Source organism: Pseudomonas putida, from assembly GCF_030159595.1.
Lineage (GTDB): Bacteria > Pseudomonadota > Gammaproteobacteria > Pseudomonadales > Pseudomonadaceae > Aquipseudomonas > Aquipseudomonas putida_AC.
This window is the reverse complement of the sequence record NZ_BSKJ01000001.1, coordinates 257,885-283,864: the sequence shown is the minus strand read 5'-3', so window position 1 is coordinate 283,864 and position 25,980 is coordinate 257,885. Positions and strand designations below refer to the sequence as shown.

The 25,980-nt window shown below is 61.6% G+C and carries 25 protein-coding genes and 1 pseudogene; 6 read left to right on the top strand and 20 right to left on the bottom strand.

Going from position 1 to position 25,980, the window contains the following annotated elements; all coding sequences use genetic code 11:
• Positions 1-134: 134 nt before the first annotated feature.
• The 3 genes from QQL85_RS01230 to QQL85_RS01220 all read right to left on the bottom strand — a co-directional run bounded on the left by QQL85_RS01230 (position 135) and on the right by QQL85_RS01220 (position 4,180).
• Positions 135-2,615 carry a TonB-dependent siderophore receptor gene (locus QQL85_RS01230; protein ID WP_284354846.1) on the bottom strand — a complete coding sequence of 827 codons (2,481 nt, stop codon included), beginning with the start codon at positions 2,613-2,615 and terminating at the stop codon, positions 135-137.
• 117 nt (positions 2,616-2,732) lie between these two features.
• Positions 2,733-3,674 (bottom strand): FecR domain-containing protein, encoded by a 942-nt coding sequence (locus QQL85_RS01225; protein ID WP_284354845.1) that lies wholly within the window; start codon positions 3,672-3,674, stop codon positions 2,733-2,735.
• Positions 3,674-4,180: a sigma-70 family RNA polymerase sigma factor gene (locus tag QQL85_RS01220; RefSeq protein ID WP_284354844.1), complete on the bottom strand. Its 507-nt coding sequence runs from the start codon at positions 4,178-4,180 to the stop codon at positions 3,674-3,676. The genes QQL85_RS01225 and QQL85_RS01220 overlap by 1 nt, the downstream gene beginning before the upstream one ends.
• A 295-nt stretch (positions 4,181-4,475) precedes the next feature.
• On the opposite strand from QQL85_RS01220, the gene QQL85_RS01215 reads away from it, so the two are divergent.
• The 3 genes and pseudogenes from QQL85_RS01215 to QQL85_RS01205 form a co-directional block, all read left to right on the top strand.
• Entirely contained in the window at positions 4,476-5,123 is a 648-nt protein-coding gene (locus QQL85_RS01215; protein WP_284355082.1) for a trypsin-like peptidase domain-containing protein, read from the top strand.
• A 170-nt stretch (positions 5,124-5,293) separates the two neighbouring features.
• Positions 5,294-5,773: a GNAT family N-acetyltransferase gene (locus tag QQL85_RS01210; protein ID WP_284354843.1), complete on the top strand. Its 480-nt coding sequence runs from the start codon at positions 5,294-5,296 to the stop codon at positions 5,771-5,773.
• A gap of 10 nt (positions 5,774-5,783) precedes the next feature.
• Positions 5,784-5,960: pseudogene (locus QQL85_RS01205) on the top strand (bestrophin family ion channel); the annotation flags it as partial.
• Between the two features lie 23 nt (positions 5,961-5,983).
• Here the strand turns inward: QQL85_RS01205 and phnE are convergent.
• The 4 genes from phnE to QQL85_RS01185 are packed head-to-tail and all read right to left on the bottom strand — an operon-like array spanning position 5,984 to position 9,229.
• Positions 5,984-6,751, bottom strand: a complete 768-nt coding sequence (gene phnE, locus QQL85_RS01200) for a phosphonate ABC transporter, permease protein PhnE (protein WP_284354842.1) — start codon at positions 6,749-6,751, stop codon at positions 5,984-5,986.
• Positions 6,748-7,575 (bottom strand): PhnE/PtxC family ABC transporter permease, encoded by an 828-nt coding sequence (locus QQL85_RS01195; RefSeq protein WP_284354841.1) that lies wholly within the window; start codon positions 7,573-7,575, stop codon positions 6,748-6,750. Before QQL85_RS01195 ends, phnE begins: the two co-directional genes overlap by 4 nt.
• On the bottom strand, positions 7,569-8,378 hold the full coding sequence (locus QQL85_RS01190; RefSeq protein WP_284354840.1) for a phosphonate ABC transporter ATP-binding protein: 810 nt from the start codon (positions 8,376-8,378) through the stop codon (positions 7,569-7,571). Before QQL85_RS01190 ends, QQL85_RS01195 begins: the two co-directional genes overlap by 7 nt.
• On the bottom strand, positions 8,375-9,229 hold the full coding sequence (locus QQL85_RS01185) for a putative selenate ABC transporter substrate-binding protein (RefSeq protein WP_284354839.1): 855 nt from the start codon (positions 9,227-9,229) through the stop codon (positions 8,375-8,377). The genes QQL85_RS01190 and QQL85_RS01185 overlap by 4 nt, the downstream gene beginning before the upstream one ends.
• Positions 9,230-9,355: 126 nt before the next feature.
• On the opposite strand from QQL85_RS01185, the gene selD reads away from it, so the two are divergent.
• Together selD and mnmH are read left to right on the top strand one after the other, a co-directional pair.
• A complete protein-coding gene (selD, locus tag QQL85_RS01180; protein ID WP_284354838.1) occupies positions 9,356-10,390 on the top strand; it encodes a selenide, water dikinase SelD in 1,035 nt (344 codons plus the stop codon).
• Positions 10,390-11,502 carry a tRNA 2-selenouridine(34) synthase MnmH gene (gene mnmH, locus QQL85_RS01175; RefSeq protein WP_284354837.1) on the top strand — a complete coding sequence of 371 codons (1,113 nt, stop codon included), beginning with the start codon at positions 10,390-10,392 and terminating at the stop codon, positions 11,500-11,502. The genes selD and mnmH overlap by 1 nt, the downstream gene beginning before the upstream one ends.
• Positions 11,503-11,624: 122 nt before the next feature.
• Here the strand turns inward: mnmH and QQL85_RS01170 are convergent, their stop codons facing one another.
• The 13 genes from QQL85_RS01170 to hmpA form a co-directional block, all read right to left on the bottom strand.
• Complete coding sequence (locus QQL85_RS01170) at positions 11,625-12,011, bottom strand: lysozyme inhibitor LprI family protein (protein ID WP_284354836.1); 387 nt, start codon at positions 12,009-12,011, stop codon at positions 11,625-11,627.
• A 20-nt stretch (positions 12,012-12,031) separates the two neighbouring features.
• Positions 12,032-12,571, bottom strand: a complete 540-nt coding sequence (locus QQL85_RS01165) for a hypothetical protein (protein WP_284354835.1) — start codon at positions 12,569-12,571, stop codon at positions 12,032-12,034.
• Between the two features lie 105 nt (positions 12,572-12,676).
• A complete protein-coding gene (locus QQL85_RS01160; protein WP_284354834.1) occupies positions 12,677-13,240 on the bottom strand; it encodes a GNAT family N-acetyltransferase in 564 nt (187 codons plus the stop codon).
• Positions 13,241-13,436: 196 nt separating this feature from the next.
• A complete protein-coding gene (locus QQL85_RS01155; RefSeq protein WP_284354833.1) occupies positions 13,437-13,820 on the bottom strand; it encodes a YkgJ family cysteine cluster protein in 384 nt (127 codons plus the stop codon).
• Positions 13,821-13,946: 126 nt separating this feature from the next.
• On the bottom strand, positions 13,947-15,074 hold the full coding sequence (locus QQL85_RS01150; RefSeq protein WP_284354832.1) for a hypothetical protein: 1,128 nt from the start codon (positions 15,072-15,074) through the stop codon (positions 13,947-13,949).
• Positions 15,075-15,188: 114 nt separating this feature from the next.
• On the bottom strand, positions 15,189-16,397 hold the full coding sequence (alaC, locus tag QQL85_RS01145) for an alanine transaminase (RefSeq protein ID WP_284354831.1): 1,209 nt from the start codon (positions 16,395-16,397) through the stop codon (positions 15,189-15,191).
• Positions 16,398-16,735: 338 nt separating this feature from the next.
• Positions 16,736-17,623 (bottom strand): heme o synthase, encoded by an 888-nt coding sequence (cyoE, locus tag QQL85_RS01140; protein WP_063911282.1) that lies wholly within the window; start codon positions 17,621-17,623, stop codon positions 16,736-16,738.
• A gap of 11 nt (positions 17,624-17,634) precedes the next feature.
• A complete protein-coding gene (gene cyoD, locus QQL85_RS01135; RefSeq protein ID WP_016501428.1) occupies positions 17,635-17,967 on the bottom strand; it encodes a cytochrome o ubiquinol oxidase subunit IV in 333 nt (110 codons plus the stop codon).
• Entirely contained in the window at positions 17,967-18,590 is a 624-nt protein-coding gene (gene cyoC, locus QQL85_RS01130) for a cytochrome o ubiquinol oxidase subunit III (protein WP_043204143.1), read from the bottom strand. The genes cyoD and cyoC overlap by 1 nt, the downstream gene beginning before the upstream one ends.
• A gap of 3 nt (positions 18,591-18,593) precedes the next feature.
• Positions 18,594-20,612 carry a cytochrome o ubiquinol oxidase subunit I gene (cyoB, locus tag QQL85_RS01125; RefSeq protein WP_284354830.1) on the bottom strand — a complete coding sequence of 673 codons (2,019 nt, stop codon included), beginning with the start codon at positions 20,610-20,612 and terminating at the stop codon, positions 18,594-18,596.
• Between the two features lie 3 nt (positions 20,613-20,615).
• A complete protein-coding gene (cyoA, locus tag QQL85_RS01120; RefSeq protein WP_043204139.1) occupies positions 20,616-21,560 on the bottom strand; it encodes a ubiquinol oxidase subunit II in 945 nt (314 codons plus the stop codon).
• A gap of 559 nt (positions 21,561-22,119) precedes the next feature.
• The gene (locus QQL85_RS01115) at positions 22,120-22,626 is read right to left on the bottom strand and encodes a disulfide bond formation protein B (RefSeq protein ID WP_284354829.1); all 507 of its coding nucleotides are present in this window, start codon (positions 22,624-22,626) and stop codon (positions 22,120-22,122) included.
• Positions 22,627-22,993: 367 nt separating this feature from the next.
• A complete protein-coding gene (hmpA, locus tag QQL85_RS01110) occupies positions 22,994-24,172 on the bottom strand; it encodes an NO-inducible flavohemoprotein (RefSeq protein ID WP_284354828.1) in 1,179 nt (392 codons plus the stop codon).
• A 154-nt stretch (positions 24,173-24,326) separates the two neighbouring features.
• Between hmpA and norR the strand changes: the two genes are divergently transcribed.
• A complete protein-coding gene (gene norR / locus QQL85_RS01105; RefSeq protein ID WP_284354827.1) occupies positions 24,327-25,883 on the top strand; it encodes a nitric oxide reductase transcriptional regulator NorR in 1,557 nt (518 codons plus the stop codon).
• The last annotated feature ends 97 nt before the right edge of the window (positions 25,884-25,980 follow it).

Here is a 25,980-nt window from a genome sequence, read left to right as displayed (position 1 = left end):
TCTCTCGTACAGGTCGCAACTTGCACGGTCACTGTAGGAGCGGCTTTAGCCGCGAACACCGGCAAAGCCGGTGCCATCCACCACAGCGTCTGATTCGCCGGTGAACCCGCTCCCACAGTAGATCGTGCCCGGCCTCAGAAATCCGCCCGCAGGGTAACGGTATAGTTACGCGGATCCCCGTAGTAGTTCGCCGCATACAGCCAACCGATGCTGGAGAAGTACTTCTTGTCGAACAGGTTGTTGCCGTTCAACGACACGCTGAAGTTCTTGTTGATCTGGTAAGCCACCCGGGCGTTCCAGATGGCGTACCCCGCCTGCTCGATCTTCCCTACCCCGTCCGTACCACCAAAGTTGCCATGGTAATTGCGGCTCTGGATGTTGGCCCCAGCGCCCACGGTCCAAGGGTCCAGTTCGCCAGGCAGGTTGTAGTCGGCCCAGAAGCGCAGCAGGTGCTTGGGCGTGTAGGTGTTGAAGGTGCCGCCGGCCTCCGACTCGCCATCAGCCGGGTCGTTGCGGTACTCGGTGTGGGTGTAGGTGTAGCCAGCAAACAGCTGCAAGCGGTCCAGCACTTCACCGCTGATCTCTGCGTCGAAGCCCTGGGTACGCACTTTGCCACCAGCCACATAGCAGTTCTCACCACCGCCAGTACCGCACTCGGTGGCCTGGGCACGGTTTTCCTGGTCAACCTGGAACAACGCGAAGCTGGTATTCACGCGGCCATCGAACAGCTCACCCTTGAGGCCCAGCTCATAGTTGGCGCCTTCGATGGGCTTGAGCGGGGCGTTGTCCACGCTCAGCTCGGTCTGCGGCTTGAAAATGTCGGCATAGCTCATGTAGGCCGACCACTGGTCGTTCAGCGCGTAGATCAGGCCACCATAGGGCGTGAACTCGCCGCTTTCCCGCGAGTGGGCCGGGGTTGGCGATACACCGTTGAAGCGGTGCAGCTCATAGTCATAGGTGTAGTTGCTGGTGCGCCCGCCCACTACCAGGGTCAACGGGTCGGTCAGCTTGTAGCGCGTGACCGCATACAGGCCGTTCTGGCGGATCTTGCCCTTGGAAGTGCCGGGGTAGGTGTTTGTAGTTCCTGTGCCCAGCAGTTGGTCCTGGGTCGGGCGCTGCGGCGAGACCGGGTCGTAGATGTTCATCGGCCCCAGGTTGATGAACCCGCCTTGCAGGTCGTCGGTCTGTAGGTCGCTGGCGTTTGCCCCCACCACCACTTCGTGCTCCCGGCCAAAGGCACGCCACTTGCCGGTCAGGTTGATGTCCCCGCCTTTGTTGATGTTCTCGAAGTCGTACAGGTAGGCACGCGAGCGCATGCCGTCGCCGGTGGCCGGGTCGACGGCGCCACGGCCGAAGCTGTAGAGGATGTAGTTGGTTTCGCGCATGTAGCTGCCGGAAGCCTTCAGGCGCCAGTCTTCGTTGAAATCGTGGGTGACGTCGGCAAAGTAGGTGGTCTGTTTGTTATCCCATGTGTTCCAGTCGGCACCCGTGTAGGTGGAACGGCTGACGTTCACGGCGCTGCCGTCCTTGTTGCGCGGCAGGCCGCTGAAGAATGGCGTGGAATGCAGGTCTTCGACACTGGCGCCCGCCGCTACTGTGGTGGCATCGCTGAGGTCGTATTCAAGGATGCCGTAAAGTACGTTCTTGCGGCTTTCGGCGGTGTCGTAGAAGTAGTTCTGGTCTTCATGCCCGGCCACCACACGGCCACGAAGCGAGCCATCGGCATTGAGCGGGGCGCCGGCATCGACGGTTTGACGATAGGTATCCCAGGAACCGGCGCTGGCAGTCACGGACAAGAACGGTTCGGCTTTCGGCCGTTTGCGCACCAGGTTGATGGCTGCACCGGGGTTGCCGCTGCCTTGCAGCAGGCCGTTGGCACCACGCAGGATTTCGACACGGTCGTACAGCAGCGTGTCGGAAGTGAAGCTACTGCCGATGGCATAGTAACGGCGGTCGAGTGGCACGCCGTCGTATTGGATGGTTTCCACCTCGAAACCACGCGAATAGATGTACTTGCCGCCGGATGGGCTTTGCAAAGTGGTAATGCCCGTGGTCTTTTCCAGCACTTCATCCAGGGTATCGAGGCGCTGATCGTCCATGGCCTTGCGCGTCACCACGCTGACCGACTGGGGGATGTCCTTGAGGCGGTGGGTGCCCTTGCCAATGGTGACGGCGTTGGAGGTGTAGCTGCCTGAGCCCTCAGTGGTTGCGTTATCCTGGACGCCATTGATGTTCAGCGGTTCCAGGTTCAAGGCGGCGCCGCCAGACGCTGCACTCAGGGGGACGGGCTGCAGGCCATAGACATTGTTGCCGCGGCGAACGGCCTGCAGGCCGGTGCCGCTCAGCAGCTGCTGCAAACCTTCTTCGACACCATACTGGCCCTGCAACCCCGGGCTGGAGAGGCCACGGGTCAATTCCGAGGTGTATTGCAGGGTAAACCCTCCTTCACTGGCGAACCGGGCAAGCACTTGGGCCAGACTACCGGACGCGATGCTGAAGGCTTGCGGCGCCTGCACAGGCGCGGCCAGGGCGTGTACGCCAACACCTTGCAGGGCGATGGCCAGAGCGCTCAAGGCGAGTACCCGTCGATAGCTGGGCAGGCGTGGTTGAACCATGGCAAGGCCGGTCGTGGCGACCGGTGAAGAAGAGCGGATCATTAAGAAGTTGTCCCTATTATGTGTGGCAGTTCCACAGATAAGGACTGACGAGTTTCAAAAACGGGCCAATTCTCATTAACGTTTGCTGACGGTAACCCAGTAGCGGGTGCGGTAATCCACTTGCACTGCCAATGTGGCAGGCAGCGCGGCCAGGATTTCATCGGTGTTTTCCAGCTGGAATGCGCCGCTGATCAACAGATGCCCAACGTCGGCCTGGCAGCGTAGCCAGCCCGGTCGGTAGCGCCCCAGCTCGCTGAGGAATTCGCGCAAGGGCATCTCCTCGACCACCAATTGGCCACGCGTCCACTGGCTGTCCTGCTCACGGGCTGCGACCAAGGCACCCTGCCCCGAGGCATCGAAGGTCAGCTGCTGGCCGGCCTCAAGGGTTTGCCCTAGGCCACGGGCAGGCGTCACCCTTACCGCCCCCTGGAACACGGCCAGTTGTGTCGTGCCTTCGCGCTGGCGGACCATGAAGCGCGTACCCAGAGCCTCCATCAGGCCTTGCCGGGTAGCAACGCGCAGTGGCCGGTGAACGGTGCTGTGGCTATCTGGCCCGCAGTCGACCAGCACCTCGCCACGGCGCAGGCTGATCAGCCGTTGCTGCGCGTCGAAGTCCACGTCCACGGCGGTATCGGTGTTCATGTCCAGCAACGTGCCGTCAGCCAAGGTCATCTGTTTATGCTGGCCAACGTCAGTGGCATAAGCCGCCTGCGGCACAAGCTGGCGATAGCCCACATAACCGAGCGGCGCGACGATGGCCAGCGTCAGCATCTGCTTCATTACCTGCCGGCGCTCACGGTTCAAGGTGCCCATGGCCAACTGTTGCGGCAGCATGCCCAGTTGGGCCTGAATCCGTAACGCCTTCTGCCAGGCCCGCTCATGTTCGGGCGCTGCCGCGCGCCAGCGGCTGCAAGCAGCGAGCTGGGACAGGCTGACGGTTTCATCGAGCATCAGCATGTGCCAATTGGCGGCTTGCCGAGCCACTTCCGGCGTGATGCGAGGTTGCTGGCCAGGCATCAGAAGTCTTCGTCGAACAGGATGCAGGCTTGCAGGGCATTGGCCATGTGCCGCTTCACCGTGCGCTCGCCAATACCCAGGCGTCGTGCTACCTCGATGTAGGTCAGGCCCTCCAGTTGCACCAGCAGGAACACCGAGCGCACCACCGGTTTGAAGGTGTCGAGCAGTGCGTCCAGTTGCTGCAAGGTTTCGCGCATGGACCACTGTTCTTCGGCAGACAGCGCGAACAGCTCAGGGAGTTGCGCGAGCATTTCCAGGTAGGCGCGCTCCAGTGACTGGCGCCGGAAATGGTCATGCACCAGCCGCCGGCTGACCGTTGCCAGGTAAGCCCGGGGGCGCTGCAGGCTCAGGCTGGCACCCGCCTTCTGCTGAGCCTGAAGAATCCGCAGGAAGGTGTCCTGAGCCAGGTCCGCAGCTTGTGCCGAACAGCCCAGCCGGCGGTAAAGCCACTGCTTGAGCCATCCGTTGTGCTCGGCATAGACCTGACTCAGATCGTCATTAATCACGGGTATCCCTCCGGGCGAGGATGGCACCTTAGATGATAACGATTATCAGATCAATTATTCCTGTGCCGACCCTGTCACCGCGACAGGTAAAAATTGGCGGCACCCCAATGACTGTGGGGCCTCTAGCCATGCATGAAGCCTATTAGCCATCTTGCCCCCCACTACTTAAGCTGTCATTCATCGGATATATGCCGAAAGTATTGATAGCGTAATGGCACTTAGCCATAGTTGCGCTCCATTTTCACCAAGCACCGTGTGACCCATGAAAACAATCGCGCCCTGCATGGCGGCAATGATGCTGCTCAGTGGGTGCAATGGAGTGCCAACCTCGTACGTTTCTGATCCCGTCTACAGCCAGGCTTTCGTGGTTACCTCCGGTGCCCCGTTGCCCATGTTGCTGATGGCCAGCGCCATCCAGTGGAACGAGGATTACGCCGTAACCGCCAAACACACCCCCTTCCTGCGCAACGTGGTCCACGAGGGCCTCGGTGACGTGGTGTTTTTCAAGCACAAGGCCAGCAACGTGCCGCACTGGCGCCAGTATGTGCCTGGCGAAGCGGTGACAGCAGTGGGTTTCAACAGTTTCATGATGCCGATGCAGGGCAAGGGCCATGCAATGCCGTCACTGGTACGGCTTGAAGGCACCCCAGGCAGCGTCTTCTACTCGGTGCACGACGGCCCGATCACGAAAGGCATGTCGGGTGGGCCTGTGTTCGCCGATGACGGCAAGGTGGTCGGCATCAACGTCGCCATCATCCCTACAAGCGAGATCGATGCCGGCAAGCGCCCGGATCTGGCTGGCAAGGAGCGGATCAGCGTATTCATGTCGTTCAACGAAATCGACAAGGAATGGCGGCGCTTTCTGTACCTGACGGCGCACAAGGGCAAGCCTCAGGCACCGGCTTCGGTCAAAGGCTATGTGGCGGTTGCCGCCAAGCCGTGAGACAGGTCGCGTTTTTGGATGGAAAGCGGCCTATGATGTGAGGCTGATGGCCCCTTCGCGGGCAAGCCCGCTCCCACAGGTACAACACAGGCCTCAAGTGCTGTGGAAATCCTGTGGGAGCGGGCTTGCCTGCGAAGGGGCCCTAACAGCCAGCGTAAGAAGGACCTGCCATGCACCTGGCCCACCGCCCTGTCCGGCCTGACGACATCCCCGTCATCTGCAACTTTCCACAAAGCCCGGACGAACTGTTCTACATGTTCCCCAAAGCGACGTACCCCCTCACCCCCGCCCAGTTGAGCGATGCGGTCGCCCAACGCAGCGGCTCCACGGTGGTGGAAGGCAACGGCGCAATTCTCGCCCTCGCCAATTTCTACAAGGCCGAGCACGACGGCGTGTGCGCCTTGGGCAACGTGGTCGTGGCGCCCAACGCCCGCGGCCTTGGTGTAGCACGCTACCTGGTCACCACCATGATCGCCCTCGCCCGCCAGCAATACGCTGCCAGGGAGGTGTGGGTGTCATGCTTCAACCACAACACTGCGGGTTTACTCCTTTATCCACAGCTGGGCTTCGTGCCGTTTGGCATCGAGGAACGGCAGGGGTGGGATGGCACGCGGGTGGCGCTGGTGCAGATGAAGCAAGTGTTCGGCTAGCAAGATATGTGTGCGGGTCACCATCGATTTCATGCTGTTCTTCAACAGCAAGTTCACCCTGCCACTAATCCCGTTGACCTTGCTGGGTTCAGCGCTGGTGGTGCTGGTAAGTTTTCGCAACAGCAGCGCCTACAACCGCTGGTGGGAGGCCCCCATGTTGTGGGGGGCGCCGGTGAACGGTTCGCGCTGCAACGCGGCCCCGGCTATCGGTCAGGCGCGCACATAGCGCTGGCGCAACACATCACTCAACGTGTCAACCAGCAACACCAGCACCAGCATGCCCAAGATCACCGTGCTGGCCTGGGCCTCCTGGAACAGGCTCAGGGTGGTGTACAGCATCTGCCCCAAGCCACCCGCCCCGACAAAGCCCAGCACGCTGGCCATGCGGATATTGTTCTCCCAACGGTACAAGCTGTAGGCCAGCAACTGTGGCCACAGGTTAGGCAAGGTACCAAAGCAGAACGCCGCTACTTGGCTGCCGCCCTGCAGGCGGATGGCCTCCGCCGGCTCTGGCGGTGCATTCTCCAGCGCCTCGGCAAACAGCCGCCCAAGCACGCCAGCTGTGTGCAGCGCCAAGGCCAGAGTGCCAGCATTGGGCCCAAGCCCGGCCGCCAGCACCGTCAGCGCCGCCCAAACCAGCTCCGGAATGGCGCGCAGGGCATTCAGCAGCAACCGCGCTGCCCCCTGCAAAGGCCAACCGAACCGCCCTGCCGCTGGCAGTGCCAGCAACATCCCCAGTACCATCGCCAACAAGGTCCCCATGCCAGACATGGCCAGGGTTTCCAACGCCCCACGCCATACTGCCTTCAGATGCCCGGCCGACACATCCGGGTGCAGGAAACGCCCGGCATACTCGCCCATCTGCCCCAACCCGCCGTTACCGACCAGTGCCTGCAGGTCCAGTTCCAGATAAGTGAACGAAGCCACTACCGCCACCACGATGGCGCCAAGCAACATCAGGTTGATTAACCGGCTCATGCCAGCCGCCAACGCAACAGGCGGCTAAGTAGATCGGCCAGCATCACCAGCACCAGGAACGTCAGCAGCATGCTTGCTACTTGCGCACCGGCGAACATGCGCATCGACAGGTCAATCTGCTGCCCCAACCCGCCAGCACCGACAAAACCCATCACCACCGAGGCCCGTACCGCGCACTCCCAGCGGTACACGGTGTAGGACACCACTTCGGGTGCCGCATTGGGCAGGATGCCGTAGAAAAACGCCGTCAGCCGGCCGCTGCCCGCCTGCAACAAGGCATGGGCCGGACGCTGGTCGACCGACTCGAAGATCTCGGCGTAGACCTTGCCGAGCATGCCGCTATAGGTGATGGCGATTGCCAACACTCCCGCCGTCGGCCCCAGCCCCACGGCCCGCACGAACAGCAGCGCCCAGACAATTTCCGGCACGCTGCGCAGGAAAATCAGCAACCCGCGTACCGGCAGCCGCAACAGTCGCGACCAGAACCCGACCCGCCCGCCACGAGAAGCAGCACGCAAAGACAAGGCACGGCTAGCCAGCAAGCCGGCCGGGATCGCCAGCAACAGCGCCAGCACCATGCCGGCGGTGGCCACGGCCAGGGTCTGCAAGGTGGCTTCATACAACAGCCCAAGGAAGTCAGAATCGTGTGCCGGCGGCCAGAAGGCGCTGGTAAAGCTGGCGATCTGCTGCTGGTTTTCCGCCTGCAGCAGCACCCCAGGGTTCAGCTCGCTCAACTGAATACCTGGCCATAACACCGCCACGGCCAGCAGGGCCAGCAGCAACCGCGGCAACACGGCAGGGTCGCGGGTGTCAGCCTTCAGCATCGCGGAATCTGCACCGTCAGGGTCGGCCCGTGGGTTGGCGGCGAACCCAGCTGTTCGTTGGCGTACAAAGCATCCAGCAATTGCTCGGTAACGGCTTCGGCCGGGCTGTCGAACGCCACTTGCCCTTCACGAATACCGATCACCCGCGGGAAGTGTGCCAGTGCCAGGTCCACCGCATGCAGGCTCGCCACCAGCGTCACGCCGTTGGCCTGGGCATGCCGGTTGAGCAACACCAGGCTGTGGTCAGCCAGCACCGGGTCCATGGCCGACACCGGCTCGTCGGTCAACAGCACCTGTGGCCGCTGGTACAGCACCCGGGCAATGCCCACCCGCTGCAACTGGCCACCAGACAGCTGCCCGCATGGCACGAACAGCTTGTCAGCCAGGCCCAGTTCGGCCAACACCTGGCGCGCGCCCGGCACATCGCTGGGGTACAGCAGGTTGAGCAAGCCACGCGTTACCCCCCACTGCCCCAGTCGACCGGCCAGGACTGCCGTAACCACCCGTTGGCGCGGTGGCAAGGGCGGAGCCTGATGCACCAGGCCGATTCGCGCCCGAAGGCGCTGGCGTGCCCTGGCGGACAATGCCCAGGGCTGCTCGCCAAGCAACTCCACGCGCCCGCTGCTGGGCTGGATGGCCGTAGCCATCAGGTGCAGCAAGCTGGACTTACCCGCCCCCGACGGCCCAATGATAGCGACGCGTTCGCCCTGCTCGATGACCAGGCTGATCGCGTCAAGCGCGCGCACCTGGCCATGGCGCAGGCCGGCACCGTGCAGGTGGATGGCCACGTTCGAAGCAGTCACTTGAGCAGGCCAGCCTCACGCGCAGCTTGCTCGGTGCCCACATAGTTTTCAGGCTTGGTCTCGATAAAGCGGCTGGCGGCCTGCAGGTCGAGGATCGCCTTGTGCTCGGGGTTGGCCGGGTCGAGGTCGAGGAAGGCCTTCTTGATCTTGTCTTTCAGCGCTGGGTCCATGTTGCCGCGCACGGTCCAGTTGTAGTCGAAGTAGGTCGGGGTGGTCGCGAACACTTTCACCTTGGCGGTATCGACCTTGCCAGCATCCACCAGCTTCTGCCACACACTGGCGTTAAGCACGCCACCATCGACCTTGCCCGCCTGCACCCAAGCCACGGTGGCGTCATGCGCGCCAGAATAGGCCACGCGGCTGAAGTACTCTTCAGGCTTGATGTTGTCCTGCTTGAGCATGAAATAACGTGGCATCAGGCTGCCCGAAGTGGACGAGATGGAACCGAAGGCAAACGACTTGCCCTTGAGGTCGGCCAGGCTCTTCACATCGGGATTGGCGGTGATGAACCTGGAGGTGAACTGCGCATCCTGTTCACGCTGCACCAGCGGCGTGGCGGTCGGGTCCTTCAGGTGTACCTGAACGAAAGTGAAGCCTCCCAGCCAGGCCAGGTCGAGGCGATCGGAGGCCAGCGACTCAACCACCGCAGGGTAATCGGCCACCGGCACGAACTTCACCTCCATGCCCAATTGCTTGGCCAGGTACTCACCCAATGGCTTGAACTTGCGCTGCAGTTCGGTCGGTGCTTCGTCGGGGATGGCGCTGACCCGCAGGATTTCAGCGGCCTGGACGACGACGGCACAGCAAGACAGCACGAGGCCGACGGCGAGCGCCATGGGGCGTTTGAGCATGGGTGTTCTCCGGTTCAATAGCGGGGAAATGCCGACAAGTACGCCGACAATGAGAATTATAAGAGGCACAGGCGCAAAGGCCAGCTTTGCTACAATCGCGCAACAATTTGACCTGCTGAGGTACATATGAGCGAGCCGATTCGCCTGACCCAGTACAGCCACGGTGCCGGCTGTGGCTGCAAAATTTCTCCCAAGGTGCTGGACGTGATCCTCGCCGAAAGCGGAACCTACGCCCTGGATCCGAAGCTGTGGGTCGGCAACGCCTCGCGCGACGACGCCGCCGTGTACGCGCTGGACGACGAGCGCGGCGTGGTCTCGACCACCGACTTCTTCATGCCGATTGTCGATGACCCGTACGACTTCGGCCGCATCGCCGCCACCAACGCCATCAGCGACATCTACGCCATGGGCGGGGACCCGCTGATGGCCATCGCCATCCTTGGCTGGCCGGTCAACGTGCTGCCACCTGAAGTCGCCCGCGAAGTGATCCGTGGCGGCCGTGCGGTATGCGCCGAAGCCGGCATCCCGCTGGCCGGCGGCCACTCCATCGACGCCCCCGAACCCATCTTCGGCCTCGCCGTCACGGGTGTGGTCAGCAAGCGCCACCTCAAGCGCAACGACACCGCCACTGCAGGCTGCCAGCTGTACCTGACCAAGCCACTGGGCATCGGCATCCTTACCACTGCCGAGAAAAAGGCCAAGCTGCGTGCGCAGGACCAAGGCCTGGCCCGCGACTGGATGTGCACCCTCAACACCCCCGGCAGCCGCTTCGGCAAGCTCGATGGGGTCAAGGCCATGACCGACGTCACCGGCTTCGGCCTGCTCGGCCACCTGGTGGAATTGGCTGAGGGCAGCGGCCTTACCGCGCACCTGGACTACGCCGCCGTACCACGCCTGCCCAGTGTCGAGCACTACCTGGCCGAGGGTTGCATCCCTGGCGGCACGCTGCGCAACTTCGACAGCTACGGCCACAAGCTCGGCACCCTCAGCGACGAGCAGAAACACCTGCTGTGCGACCCGCAAACCAGCGGCGGCTTGCTGGTGGCGGTTGCTCCGGAAGGTGAAGCCGAGTTCCAGGCAGTCGCTGCCGAACTGGGCCTGCAACTGGCGCCGATCGGCAAACTGGTCGAACGACAGACCCACGCGGTCGAGGTCGTCTGATGCGCCCCGACTGCACCGATTTTCGCCAGCTGTTCCTCGACGACGTGCCAATGATGGACATGCGCGCACCCGTCGAATTCGCCAAGGGCGCCTTCCCCGGCGTGGTCAACCTGCCGCTGATGAACGACCAGGAGCGGCAGAGGGTTGGCACCTGCTTCAAACAGCAGGGCCAGGCCGCCGCCATCACCCTTGGCCACCAACTGGTCAGCGGCGCCACCAAACAGGCTCGGCTGGACGCCTGGGTGGCATTCACCCAGGCCCACCCCGAAGGCTACCTGTACTGCTTCCGTGGCGGCCTACGCTCGCAGATCGTGCAGGGCTGGTTGCGCGATGAGGCGGGCATTCAGTACCCGCGCGTCAAGGGCGGGTACAAGGCCATGCGGACCTTCCTGCTGGAGACCACCCAGCAGGCGGTGGCGCAATGCGATTTTGTGCTGCTGGGCGGCCTTACCGGTACTGGCAAGACCGACGTGCTGCATCAGCTGAGTAACGTGTTGGACCTGGAAGGCCACGCCAACCATCGCGGCTCCAGCTTCGGCAAACGCGCCACCGCGCAGCCGGCCCAGATCGACTTCGAGAACCAGCTGGCCATCGACGTACTGAAGAAACGCGAGCGAGGCATTGAACAGTTCGTACTGGAAGATGAAGGCCGCATTGTCGGCAGTTGCACCGTGCCGCTGACGTTGTACCAGGGCATGCAGCAATACCCACTGGTGTGGCTGGAAGACAGTTTTGCCAATCGGGTGGAGCGCATCCTGCGTGATTATGTGGTCAACCTGAGTGCCGAGTTCGTCGCTGTGCATGGCGAGGAAGAAGGCCGCCGGTTGTTTGCCGAGCGCATGCTGCAAAGCATGGCCAACATCTACAAGCGTTTGGGCGGTGAGCGTTATCAGCGGTTGTCGGCGCTGCTGGGCCAGGCGCTGGAAGCGCAGCAGCGCAGCGGCGCGGTGGAACTGCACCGGGGCTGGATCGAGGGCTTGCTGAACGAGTATTACGACCCTATGTATGCCTACCAGCGTGCGGCGAAGGCAGAGCGTATCGAGTTTGCCGGGGATGCCGTGGAAGTGCGCGAGTACCTCAAGTCCCGGGCGCTGCGCGAACCTCGAAGATAAAAGCGGGCCGCTTCGCGCCCCATCGCCGGCAAGCCAGCTCCCACAGGGATCGCGCTGCAGCTGAGAGCGCTGCGATCCCTGTGGGAGCTGGCTTGCCGGCGATGAGGCCAGAACAGGCAAGCTCACTGCACCGGGCTGAGCACCCGTTCCAGCTCCGCCGCCCGGTCGCGGGTCATGTCCATCACACACGTCCCACCTTCCAACTGCGCCAGGGTCCCGCCACTGGCCTGCACATGGAATTGGCAGTTGCCATCGCGGTAAGCCATCCACTTGCGCTGCACATCCCGCAGGCTCTTCTGCTGCCCGGCATCCAGCTTGCCCATCAACTGCTTGTAAGCCCGGTTCAACCGCTGGTCCTGTACCTGCGTCTCAGCCTGGATGCACGCGCTCATGGCCACCGTGCTGGAAGCCTTGTCCATGCACTGCCCGTAGGCCGGTGTGTAGTCATCCGCCACTGCCATCGGCAGCACGCAGGCCAGCGCCAGGCCTGTCAGGTAATGCTTGGTCATGCGGCCCCTCCTTGTGGGTATCAAAGCGTCTGTGGCTGCTCTGGCGGCATCAGTACGTTACCCGGCTCGAAGCGCAACGATGGCATCTGGGTTGCCGCGTAAAGCGTCACAGCCAGCGCGGCGATCAACGCTACATCAAGCCAGTTCCAGCCCGGCATGTCGTTGGCGCTGCGTGCTTTCCAGCAATGCCAGGCCTGGCCCGCACAAAACACCACCATCGCCGCCAGCCACAGGTAGAAACCGGCACCAAAGCCGGTGCGCTCATGAAACGCGTAGCTCTGGTTGTCCGGCAAGCGGTCTATTGCGAAACTGCTGGCGGCCAGGTACACAGCTGCCAACCCTGCCAGCAAGGCCAGCCTGCGAAACCGCCGATGGGCAAGGATGGCCAGGGCCAACAGCGGGTTGGCAAACCATTGGAACAAACCGAAGGGCATGCCCCATGGCCCGTACAGCAGCATCTGCAGGGCCGGCATGTGGCGCTCGCCGCTCATCAGCGCGCCATCGAAAAACAGGGCGAGCACATACAGCAGCAAGCTGATGCTCAGGTAGAAAACGGGCAAGGGGCACACCTGGGGGAAACGGGACAGTCTACGACCTTAACCCAGGCCTTGCCCCGCTTCCAGACCCTGGACAGGCGCCGCACAGCAACACCATGCGGCGCAAGACTATGCAACCGCTGGCTCAAGCAGCAAGCCATAGATACCCGAGTCAGACAACTCGCCGGCCACGCACCACCGCGCCCGCAGGGTGCCTTCTAGCACAAAGCCCTGGCGCTCGAGGGTACGCGCCGAGCCCTGGTTACGCGGGTCGATCTCTCCTTCAAGGCGGCGCATGTGCAGGGTGTGGGCGAGGTAGTCGATGAAGCAGGTGAGCGCTTCGTCCATGTAGCCCCTGCCCTGCACCGCGCTGGCCAGGCAGTAGCCAATCTCGCCGCGGCGGGACACATCGTCGATGTTGAACAGCTGCACCATGCCGATGAGTTCGCCGTTGTCACGCCGGTACATGCCGAGCTTGAGCTGGTCGCCATTGGCATAGGCTACGCGGTCGGCGGCCAGGGCGCTTTCGGCTTCGGCCAGGTCTTGCCAAGGGGCATGGTGCCAATAACGCATGACCTCGGGGTCGGCCATGATCGCCAGCCATTGCGCAGCATCGGCATGGCGCATAGGGCGCAAGTGCAGACGCGGGCTGTCGAGGCAGAGGTCACTGGGGAAACTGCGGGGTGGGGTCACGCCGGATCTCCTGTCCATTGCTGGGGAGATGACAGTTTAACTACATGTGGGGTGGGAGGGCATGTCTTGATCTAGGGTGGCGCGAAAATCGAGCACCACCGCCCGGCGTTTCGCGGGACAAGCCCGCTCCCACAGTGCGTTTCCTATGGGAGCGGAATCACCCGCAAAAAGGCCGGTACAGGCTAACGAAACAGGCTCAGGCCACCTCAGCCCCATCCCCCGGCCAATGCGGCTCATTGGCCCCCGGCGGGGTCAGCGGTGGCAGCCCATACGCCGCCCGCGCATCGTCACAGCTGGGGTTATGCACCCCACCTTCCCACGATGCGTCGAACTCGCGGCAAGGGCTGGAGCGGTTGGCATAAATGGTACAAGCCACTTCCTTGCCAATCTCACCATCAAGGCTGACACAGCGGCATGGCTTGGCGTCGGTGCCAATCATGGCAACGCGGGTGGGGTTGATCTGCACCACCAGGTCGTCCGGCACAACGCCCCCGGCAGACTGGCATTCGCCCCAGAAGAAGGACACACGGAAGTACCCGCAGCAGGCGCCGCAGTCAAGGCAAGGGTTATATTCAGACATGATGTCACGGAGGGAAGGTTGTTGTTATCGGGGCTGGCCCGCGGCGCCATTTTCAATCGAACCCGGGGCGGCTGGATAGAGGGGCCATGCAAAATATTTTGCCGCTGATCCGGCCGGCCGCATCAGCTACCGCAGCGCCTTGTAGGTAGTCGTGTCCCAACGCGTCAAAGCCAGGCCTTCGGTCGGCTCATAGTCATCGCCGCACACCTTGCTGAAGTGCGTGCGGGCCTCGCCACAATGCACCAACCGATTGTCGTTCTCACCCTCGGTCAGCACCGTGTAAGACTGGCTGCGCATGGCATGGTACTGCCCCTCGGCAGCGGCCATGGCCTGGTGATAAAGCATGAGCTGCCTATCGCTCAAGGCCAGTTGTTTGTCCAGCTCAACGCCCCAGCGGGTCAGGCAGACTTCGGCGAAATGGCGAACGATCAGCCCGGGCTCCTTGAGCACCTTGCCGTCGCTCGCACCATCGACCGACGCATTGCCCACCAGCGTGGCATGGCGCCCCGGCATCGGATAAATGCAGATCTGCGTACCACTGGCCACTGACGGGATCACGCAGGCAAACCCTTTGGAACGCTCATCCCGCGAATAGAAGCCGACATATTCACGCACGTTTCCCGCCAGCGTGATGCGTTCGGCTTGCACATTGCCAATCCCGGGCACCGGATCGATGGCAAATATGTTCACCGGTATGTCCCGCAGTACCGGGTCTTGCGCCATGGCGTTGGCCAGCATGTGGCAACTGATCCCTCCCCGGCTCCAGCCCACCAGGTTCACCTGGGTCGGAATGCATGGCTTGCGGAACATGCTGATGATGCGCTCTTGCAGTTCCTGTGGTGTCGGGTGGCGCTCACCGTAGTCGTAGGTGCGCCAGAACCAGGAGGCTGTGGAGGAAGCCTCTGGAATGGGCACACCAGCGTCCTTTAGCCGCTCGTACTCTTCTTCGCTCAGCTCGGTGCGCTGCCAGCTGCTTTCGCCTTTGATTACCTGCAGCACATGGTTGACGTTCTCTTCCCAGCCGCGGCCAAACAGCTGACCCGTCCAGTTGAAATAGCCGCCGGGTTCAACGAACAGCTTGTCATCCTGCAGGTTTCCGCTGCCAGGGCCATCTACGGCGATCCAGTGGGCGAATTCGCGACCCTGGTCGTTGCTGGCCAGGGTCGCGACCAGTTCGCCGTTCCAGAAGTTGGGGTTGGCGTCGTCGAAGCGGTGGGAGCCGGTGCCGCAGAAATAGGCGGTGAAGACACTCATGTGTGGATCTCTGTGGTGAGAAATGAGTGCTGAAGATAGGTAGGTAAGTCGGTGGAAAGCAGGCGGAAAGGTCTCACCTGAACCAATGGGGGCCGCAAAGCGGCCCCTTGAAGCTTACTTGTTGGTCAACCCATCAGCCCGGAACATCTGCCGGATCCCGCGAATGGCCTGGCGAATGCGGTCCTGGTTCTCGATCAGGGCAAAGCGCACATGGTCGTCACCATAATCACCAAAGCCGATCCCTGGCGACACGCAGACCTTGGCCTCGGCCAGCAGCTTCTTGGAAAACTCCAGCGACCCCAGGTGCGCATACTGCTCCGGGATCTTGGCCCACACATACATCGACGCCTTGGGGTTTTCGACCATCCAGCCCATCTCGTGCAGCCCCTTCACCAGCAGGTTGCGGCGCTGGCGATACTGCTCGGCAATGTCACGCACGCACTGCTGGTCGCCTTCCAGTGCAGCGATGGCCGCCACCTGCAGCGGGGTGAAGGTGCCGTAGTCGTGGTAGCTCTTGATCCGCGCCAGGGCACTGACCAGCTCGGGGTTACCGACCATGAAACCAATCCGCCAGCCGGCCATGTTGTAGCTCTTGGACAGGGTAAAGAACTCCACCGCAATGTCCTTGGCGCCGGGAACCTGCAAGATGGACGGGGCTTTCCAGCCGTCGTAGACGATGTCGGCATAAGCAAGGTCATGCACCACCAGCACATTGTATTGCTTGGCCAGGGCCACTACGCGCTCGAAGAAGTCCAGCTCAACGCACTGGGCGGTGGGGTTGGACGGGAAGCCGAGGATCATCATCTTCGGCTTGGGGATCGACTCGCGGATGGCCCGTTCGAGTTCGTTGAAAAAGTCCACACCCGGTACCAGCGGTACCGAACGCACCTGGGCACCGGCGATGACCGCACCGTAGATGTGGATCGGATAGCTGGGGTTGGGCACCAGCACCGTATCGCCCTGGTCGAGGGTGGCCAGCATCAGATGCGCCAGACCCTCTTTCGAGCCGATGGTGACAATCGCTTCGCTTTCCGGGTCGATGTCGACCTCATAGCGTTCCTTGTACCAGTTGGAAATGGCCCGGCGCAGGCGCGGGATGCCGCGAGAGGTGGAATAGCCGTGGGTGTCTTCACGCTGGGCAACCTGCACCAGCTTCTCGACGATGTGCGGCGGGGTGGCGCCATCGGGGTTGCCCATGCTCAGGTCGATGATGTCCTCACCACGGCGGCGGGCAGCCATCTTGAGCTCGGCAGTGATGTTGAAGACGTAAGGGGGGAGACGATCGATGCGCGCAAAGCGGCGCGGCGAACCTGGGTTGGCCATGGCTTCCTCTGAGTACGTAAGCGCCCGGAACCGTCCGAGCGACGTTGGCCGATGTGGCGGCCTTGATCAGAAGATAGTGCCGAAACAGGATACCTGTAAAGGACAATTTCCTGTTTTGTTAGAATTTTTCAGATGTATTTTTTGAAAATTAGAGATTTATGTTTTCAGGGCCGGCCTCTTCGCGGGCAAGCCCGCTCCCACAGGTACAGCGCAGCCTTCGGGGGCCTGTGGAGATCTCTGTGGGAGCGGGCTTGCCCGCGAAGAGGCCGGCACAGGAAAAACACCCATAAAAAAACCCGGCACAATGGCCGGGTTCTTTAGTGAAGCACTCGCCTCGATCAGCGCGCATAGGTCATCAGCACGTCCGCAGCGGTCTGGCTGTCCACGCCCATCATCACGCTCAGGGCAGTGACGGTGAGGATCGAGAAGCCGAACACCTTGCGGGCCCACTTGCTGTCGTCCTCGGCCTTGTAGCCACCCCAAGCCATGTACAGCCAGTACAGGCCCATGGCTGCTGCCACGGCCAGGTAGCCGAGGCCGGCGTAACCGCCGAGGGTAAGCATCAAGGTGGCGAGCACGAAGGCCAGCACATACAGCACGATCTGCTTCTTCGCCGCGAGAACACCACGCGCCACCGGCAGGACCGGAATGTTGGCAGCGCTGTAATCCTTGAAGCGGAAGATGGCGATGGCAAAGCTGTGCGGCATCTGCCACAGGCTGAACATCACCAGCAGGGTAACCGCAGCCAGGTCGAAGCTGTTGCTGACGGCGCAGTAGCCGATCACCGGAGGCATGGCACCCGACAGGCTGCCGACCAAGGTGCCGTGCACCGATTTACGCTTCAGCCACAGGCTGTAGAAACCGACGTAGACGATGAAACCTACAGCTGCGCAGAACGCCGACAGCGGGTTGGCCTGAACATACAGCAGGCTGAAACCCGCCACCCCAAGCAGGGTGGCGTAGATCAGCGCGAGGGGCAGCGACATGCCGCCCTGCACCATGACGCGGTTCTTGGTGCGCTCCATCTTGTGGTCGATGTCACGGTCGATGCAGTTGTTGAACACGCATCCGGACGCAACCACCAGCGAAGTACCGATCACCACCGCCAGGAACAAGGCGAAATCCACATGGCCCTTCGAGGCAAGGAAGAAACCGCCTGCCACGGAAAGCACGTTACCGAAAATGATCCCCGGTTTGGTGATTTGGATAAAGTGCTTAACGGACATGCAGTCTTACCTCACTTGGCCATCATTTCGATATGGATGTTGAACATGATCCACAGCGACAGGCCGACCAGCAGTGCAATTACCAGTACGGTGAACAGGAACGTCGACACGTTGTTGCGTTGCTCTTTCGAGCGGTCCATGTGCAGGAAGTACACCAGGTGTACGACTACCTGGATCACGGCCATGGCAACAATGATCAGAACGGTCAGGTTCTTCGGCAGGCTGGCGGTCATGGCCAGCGCGAACGGGATCGCAGTCAGGATGATCGACAGGACAAAGCCGATCATGTACGACTTGACGCTGCCGTGGCTGCCTTCGTGATGAGTGTCGTGTGCGCTAGCCATTACAGAACTCCCAGCAGATAGACGACGGTGAACACGCAGATCCAGACCACGTCCAGGAAGTGCCAGAACAGGCTCAGGCAGCTCATGCGGGTCTTGGCGGTCGGCGTGATGCCATGCTTGTTGATCTGGTACATCATGATTGCCATCCAGATCAGGCCGGCAGTTACGTGCAGACCGTGGGTACCTACCAGGGCGAAGAACGCCGACAGGAAGCCACTGCGCTGCGGGCCGAAGCCCTCGCTGATCAGGTGATGGAATTCGTAGATTTCCATCGCGATGAAGCCTGCACCGAACAGGAAGGTCACAGCCAACCAGCCCAGTACGCCAGCTTTCTTGCCGTCGAACATCTTCAGCATGGCGAAGCCGAAGGTGATCGAGGACAGCAGCAGGAACAGCGTTTCAACAGCTACGAAATCGAGCTGGAAGATGTCATGACCCGACGGGCCGCCGGCAAAACTGCCGGACAGCACCGCGTAGGTAGCGAAGAGCGACGCAAACAAAATGCAGTCGGTCATCAGGTACAGCCAGAAACCCAGTACGGTCATCTGGCCCGAGTCGTGGTGGTGGTCGTCATGCCCATGGTCGTGACCATGTGCAGCGCCGTGCATTACTTGACTGGACATTGATTACACCCGCTCAAACGATTCGACACGTGCGCCGGCAGGCAGAGCACCTGCTTTGGCCAGCGCTTTCATACGCTCGCCTTCGATGCGCGCCACTTCTTCGGCCGGAACCATGAAGCCCTGGTCGTCACGTGCAGCGTGGCGAACGAAGACAGCGATGGTTGCAACCAGGCTCGCGCCAACCAGCCACCAGATGTGCCAGATGAAGGCAAAGCCGAAGACGGTCAGGAACAGGCCCATGAACAAACCGGTAGAGGTGTTGCTCGGCATGTGGATAGCGTCGAACTTGGTCGCCGGCTTGTAAGCCTTACCGGTTTCCTTGGTTTCGTGCCAGGCGTCCAGGCCAACCTGCTCAGGCATGTGAGCGAAGTTGTAGAACGGAGGTGGCGACGAAGTCGACCATTCCAGGGTACGGCCGCCCCATGGGTCGCCGGTCACGTCCAGGTTCTCGTTGCGATCGCGGATCGAAACGTAGAGCTGGATCAGCTGGCAAGCGATACCGAACAGGATCAGCACGGCGCCGACAACGGCTACGTACAGGTAGGGTTCCCACAGTGGGTTGTCGGAGTGGTTCAGACGACGGGTCATGCCCATGAAGCCCAGGGCGTACAGCGGCATGAACGCAACGTAGAAGCCCGACAGCCAGAACCAGAAGGCAGCTTTGCCCCACTTCTCGTTCAGGGTGAAGCCGAAGGCTTTCGGGAACCAGAAGGCGAAACCGGCGATGTAGCCGAATACCGCGCCACCGATGATCACGTTGTGGAAGTGCGCAATAACGAACAGGCTGTTGTGCAGAACGAAGTCAGCACCTGGAACGGCCAGCAGTACGCCGGTCATGCCACCAATGGAGAAGGTGACCATGAAGCCCAGGGTCCAGAGCATCGGTGCGGTGAAGCGCACACGGCCTTGGTACATGGTGAACAGCCAGTTGAACAGCTTCACACCGGTCGGAATGGAGATCAGCATCGTCGCCAGGCCGAAGAAGGTGTTGACGCTGGCGCCGGCACCCATGGTGAAGAAGTGGTGCAGCCATACCGCAAAGCCGAGGATGGCGATCGCGCCCGATGCGTAAATCATCGAGTGGTGGCCGAACAGGCGTTTGCCAGAGAACGTCGAGGTGACTTCCGAGAACACGCCGAAGGCCGGCAGGATCAGGATGTAAACCTCAGGGTGACCCCACGCCCAGAACAGGTTGACGTACATCATCGGGTTCCCACCAAGCTCGTTGGTGAAAATGTGGAAGTCCAGATAACGGTCAACAGTCAGCAGCGCGAGTGCAGCAGTCAGGATCGGGAACGAAGCAACGATCAGTACGTTGGCCCAGGTGCAGGTCCAGGTGAAGATCGGCATGTCCATCAGCTTCATGCCAGGTGCGCGCATCTTCATCACGGTGACGAGGAAGTTCACGCCGGTAAGCGTCGTACCCAATCCGGATAGCTGTAGCGCCCAGATGTAGTAGTCGACACCCACCCCAGGACTGTACTGAATGCCCGCGAGCGGCGGATAGGCAACCCAGCCGGTCTTGGCGAATTCACCAACGCCCAGCGAGATGTTGACCAGCAGCACGCCTGCCAGCAGCAGGTAGAAGCTCAGGGAGTTCAGGAACGGGAAGGCAACGTCACGTGCACCGATCTGCAGAGGAACCGCCAGGTTCATCAGGCCGGTGAAGAACGGCATCGCCATGAAGATGATCATGATCACACCGTGAGCGGTGAAGATCTGGTCATAGTGTTCAGGCGGCAGGTAGCCTTCGGAGCCACCGGTTGCGGCAGCCAGCTGGGTACGCATCATGATGGCGTCGGCAAAGCCACGCAGCAGCATGATCATCGCGACGATGATGTACATCACGCCGATCTTTTTGTGGTCGACAGTAGTCAGCCACTCGCTCCACAAGTAGGTCCACTTGCGGAAATAGGTGATAAGACCGACGACAGCGATACCGCCGAGCGCGATCATGGCAAGCGTCACCATGACTATCGGCTCGTGATAGGGTATCGCCTCCAGGCTTAGTTTACCGAACATCTCTTACTCCTCTGCACCGGCAGCTGGTTGCATACTCGATTCCACACCCTTGGTTGTGGCCAGATCTTTGCTGCCTGCTTCTTCGTGGACCGGCTTGCCGCGGTTCATGCCTTCGTACTTGTCGACGATGGACTGGAACAGCTCTGCTGGCGCCTCGCTGTACAGCGCGACTGGGTTGTATTCGCTAGGCTTGGCCAGAGCTTCGTACTCGGCTTTGCCCAGTTTCAACGGCGACTGCTTGACCTCGGCGACCCACTTGTCGAAGTCTTCCTGAGAGGTGGCAGTAGCCTTGAATTTCATGCCGGTGAAACCAGCACCGCTGTAGTTGGCGCTGATACCGTCAAACACACCGTTCTCGTTGGCGATCAGGTGCAGCTTGGTGGTCATGCCGGCCATCGCGTAGATCTGGCCACCCAGGCCCGGGATGAAGAACGAGTTCATCACGGCGTCGGAGGTGACGCGGAAGTTCACCGGGGTATTAGCCGGGAAGTTGATCTTGTTGACGGTGGCAATGCCCTGTTCCGGGTAGATGAACAGCCACTTCCAGTCCAGTGCGACCACGTCGATCTGGATCGGCTTCACGTCCGAATCCAGCGGACGGTACGGGTCCAGCTTGTGGGTGGAGTGGTAGGTGACGTAACCCAGGGCGATGATGATCAGGATCGGGATGATCCACACCGCGGCCTCGATCTTGGTCGAGTGCGACCAGTCAGGGGTGTAGGTGGCTGCCTTGTTGGAAGCACGGTACTTCCAGGCGAACGCCAGAGTCATGATGATGACCGGAATAACCACCAGCAGCATCAGGCCGGTAGCGATCAGGATCAGGTTCTTTTGCTCAATGCCGACCTGGCCCTTCGGGTCGAGCAGGGTCCAGTTGCACCCACTGAGTAAAAGCATGCCTAAAAAGGGCAATATGCCAAACAGTCTGGGGTAACGCTTTTTACTCATCTCACGACCTCTAGATCAGCTTGCTTCAATGCAATTTGTGTTTTGGTAGCCAACACTTCGTCCTGCCAAGTGAGGCATTTCGCGCCCGTACTCGCTCCTGCCTGGGGTCCGACTGCAGGACCTTGGCTTCAAGCGTGTTAGCGGTGCTTATGGTTTCGTAGGCAACAGGCCTGTACTTCAGACCAAGTCCATTTGGTGCGGGAAAACGCGGAGGGGGGTCCGCCCGGTATCGCCGTTGGGCGAAACTTGACGAAGTCAGCAAAAAGGAGCGCTGGGGCTTCCTTCAATCCTGCGACTCGCAAGCAGTGCCGAACGGAAATTGGGGGCGATTGTAGTGAGGTCGCCTACCCTTGACTATGACTTATTGAGCAACAGTCTTTTACAGAATGCGTAACAATGCTACCCAACAATTCAACTTCGCGACAGTTTGTCGCACCCCGCTTGTTAGCCCTCAAAGCCGCATTCTTCAAGGCCTGGAGGTTGATCTGGATCAAGGGGTGCGCAACTTTTCCCTCATCGCATGCGCTGCAAAAGACCCTCTGCAATTCGGGACTTTTGTCTAAGCCTGGCGTCGGTTGCGGTAGATGCCGAGCGGAACCAGGACGGCGGTCAGGACAAACGCCACAAGCGCCCATTGCGCCAGCGACAAACCGAGGATCGGCGGGTACGGCGTGCTGCAGAAGCCGTCGACCTGGAACGCGAGCGGCCAGAGCTTGGCCAATGGCAGGTCGTCCACGATCGGCTGCAGGGTGTCGATGCCACAACTGACCATGGGGTTGGCGAGTATATACACATGGTTGCCGGCCGCAATGATTCCGCCAACGGCGCTGAGCACCACCAGTGCCTCGAAGAAGGTCAGGCTACGGCGTCCGGGCATTGCTGCGGCAATGAAGGCGAACACGGCAATGAACAGCAGCGCGTAACGCTGCAGGATGCACAAGGGGCACGGAGCCTCGCCCAGCACCACTTGCATATAGAGGGCGCCGCCGATCAGCGAGAGGCAGATCAGGCCCAACAGCACCAGAAAGCGCCGTTCCCGATTCAGGCGCGATGTTTGTTCGTTCATTGCCGGTTCCTTCGATGGATAGTGGCAGCGTGGTCCGCCTGCCTGGACGCAAGTCTACACGCTGGGCAGGGCCTGTGAGCGTGCCGAGAAAGCGGTGTGAGACACTGCGCAGGGCTATCCGGTGTGGCTGAGACCGGCCGCAACGACGTCGGTTCAACGTCGGGCGGCAAAAAAGCGGCTGCCCGGGTGCCGCGCAGGGGCAAGCCCCTCGACACCCGGGAGTGAAGGATACCGTGATTAACGGAGGATTAATGATGAAAGCGGTGAGCCCGGTTTCATCTTTCCTTATATATAGGCAGGAGGTGTGTATTGCCTGTACCGGCCTCTTCGCGGGCTTGCCCGCGAAGAGGCCGGTACAGGCAATACATCACTCCAAGGCAGCCGCCGGCCCGAAGAACTCGTAACGGCTCTGCTGCTCCGGTACACCCAGCCCCTTCAACTGGCGCTTCACTGCCGCCATGAAGCCCTTGGGCCCAAGGAAGTAGGCATCCACGTCACGCGCCTGCGGCAACCACTCGGCCAGCAGGTCTTCACTCAACAGACCCACGGCATCGGCGGCCACCCCACCTTCCGGCTCGGCATAGCAGTAGAAGCGCTTGAGCTGTGGATGACGCGCCGCCAGGCCATCGACCCAGTCACGGAAGGCATGCACCGCGCCGTTACGCGCACAGTGGATGAAATGTACCTCGCGCCGGGTTTGCAGTGCCGCCTGCAACATTGCCAGGGTCGGGGTAATGCCAACGCCCCCGCTGATCAGCACCAGTGGCTTGTCGCTGGCCGTCAGGGTGAAGTCGCCCGCAGGCGGGAACAGTTGCAAGGTATCGCCCACCACCAGTTCATCGTGCAGGTAGTTCGAGACCTTGCCACCCGCCTCACGCTTGACGCTGATGCGGTACTCCTTGCCATCGCACAATGCCGACAGGGAATAATTGCGGCGCTGCTCGACACCGTCGATGTCCAGCTTCAGGCCAATGTACTGGCCAGGCTCGGCCTTGAGCACCGGCTTACCATCCACCGGGGCAAAGTAGAACGACACGATCTCGCTGCTTTCCTGCTCGCGGCGCACCACCTGGAATTCGCGGGTACCACGCCAGCCGCCTTCGGCCTCTTCCTTCTGCTTATAGAGGCTTTCTTCAGCACCAATCAGGATGTCGGCCAGTTGGCCATAGGCCGCGGCCCAGGCGTCGATTACCGCAGGGGTGGCGATTTCCTTGCCGAGCACTTCCTCGATGGCGCGCAACAGGCAGCTGCCGACGATCGGGTAGTGTTCCGGCAGAATCTGCAGGGCAACGTGCTTGTTGATGATCTGCCCGACCAGGCCGCCCAGTTGCTCCAGCTGGTCGATGTGGCGGGCATACATCAGCACGCCGTTGGCCAAGGCGCGTGGCTGGTCACCGCTGGCCTGATGGGCTTGGTTGAACAGCGGCCGCACCTCGGGGTACTCGCTGAGCATCATCTTGTAGAAATGGGTCGTCAGCGCTTCGCCGCCGCTTTCCAGCAGGGGTACAGTGGCCTTGATGATTGCACGTTGTTCGGCATTGAGCATTGCGAGAACTCCTGAGCCTTTGGCTTCAAATGACTGCCTTAGGCAATTCAGCAATCGTGCCAACTTTTATAGCCAGTAAAATCAGGGCGTTGACGCCAGTCATGTCAAAACGACCCATCCCAGCGTATAGTCATATTGACCGATAGGAGTCTTTATGACCACAAAGCCACTGCTCACTGCCCTGCTGCCCTTGGTCAGCGACCTGTCCCGCGACCTTCCTGACCAGGAACGCTACCGCCGCTTGCTGCAGGCCATGCGCGGGTTGTTGCCGTGCGATGCCGCTGCTCTGCTGCGCCTGGATGGTGAATGGCTGGTACCACTGGCGGTCGATGGCCTGAGCCCTGACACTTTGGGCCGGCGCTTCCGGGTCAGCGAGCACCCGCGCTTCCAGATATTGCTCAGCCGCCCGGAACCCACTCGTTTCGCCAGCGACTCCGAGCTGCCCGACCCTTACGATGGCCTGGTCAACGCCCCCGATGCCGACCTGGAAGTGCACGACTGCATGGGTTGCCCGTTGATGGTTGATGAGCGTCCCTGGGGCCTGGTCACCCTCGACGCCCTCACCCCCGGGCAGTTCCAGAGCCTGGAACTGGATGCGCTGCAGGCCTTCGCCAGCCTGGCCGCCGCTACCGTTACCGTGGCCGAACGCATTGAGCACCTGGCCCTGCGCGCCGAAGACGAACACCTGCGGGCCGAAATCTACCGCCAGGCCAGCGGCCAGGACAAAGAGCTGATTGGCCAGAGCCCGGCGCACAAGCGCCTGGTGGAGGAAATCCGTCTGGTCGGCGGCAGCGACCTGACTGTTCTGATCACTGGCGAAACGGGCGTTGGCAAGGAACTGGTGGCCCAGGCCCTGCACCAGGCCAGCAACCGGGCCGACAAGCCACTGGTCAGCCTCAACTGCGCCGCCCTGCCTGACACCCTGGTGGAAAGCGAACTGTTCGGCCATGTACGCGGTGCCTTCACTGGCGCGCACGGCGAGCGCCGGGGCAAGTTCGAGCTGGCCAACGGCGGCACGTTGTTCCTTGACGAAGTGGGCGAACTGCCGCTGACGGTGCAGGCCAAGCTGCTGCGTGTGCTGCAAAGCGGCCAGCTTCAGCGCCTGGGCTCGGACCGCGAGCACCGCGTGGACGTGCGCCTGATCGCCGCCACCAACCGTGACCTGGCAGCAGAAGTGCGCAATGGCAACTTCCGCGCCGACTTCTATCACCGCCTCAGCGTGTACCCGCTGCATGTACCGCCCTTGCGCGAACGTGGGCGAGATGTGCTGCTATTGGCGGGCTACTTCCTCGAACAGAACCGTTCGCGACTGGGTCTCAACAGCCTGCGCCTGAGCCACGACGCCCAGACTGCGCTGCTGGCCTATGATTGGCCAGGCAACGTGCGCGAACTGGAACACCTGATCGGCCGCTCAGCACTCAAAGCGCTGGGCCAGCACCCCGACCGGCCACGCATTCTCACGCTTGATGCCATCGACCTGGACCTGCGCGCGTTGCCCGCAATCCCAGGCCCCCAGCCCTCCCCCACAGCCCCTGCCCAGCTGGCAACATTGCCTGAGGGCGGCCTGCGCGAAGCGGTCGACATCTATCAGCGCCAGGTGATCGAAGCCTGCCTGCAACGGCACCAGGATAACTGGGCGGCAGCGGCCCGTGAGCTGGGCCTGGACCGTGCAAACCTGAGCCGACTGGCCCGCCGGCTGGGGCTTCGCTGAGGTTCACCTACAAAAGGATTAACCCAGAAAGCCATCTGGTTGCTTCCCGCCTGGCTGCTATATCTCCCTAACCACCCGAATTTCGACTGCCTGGTCG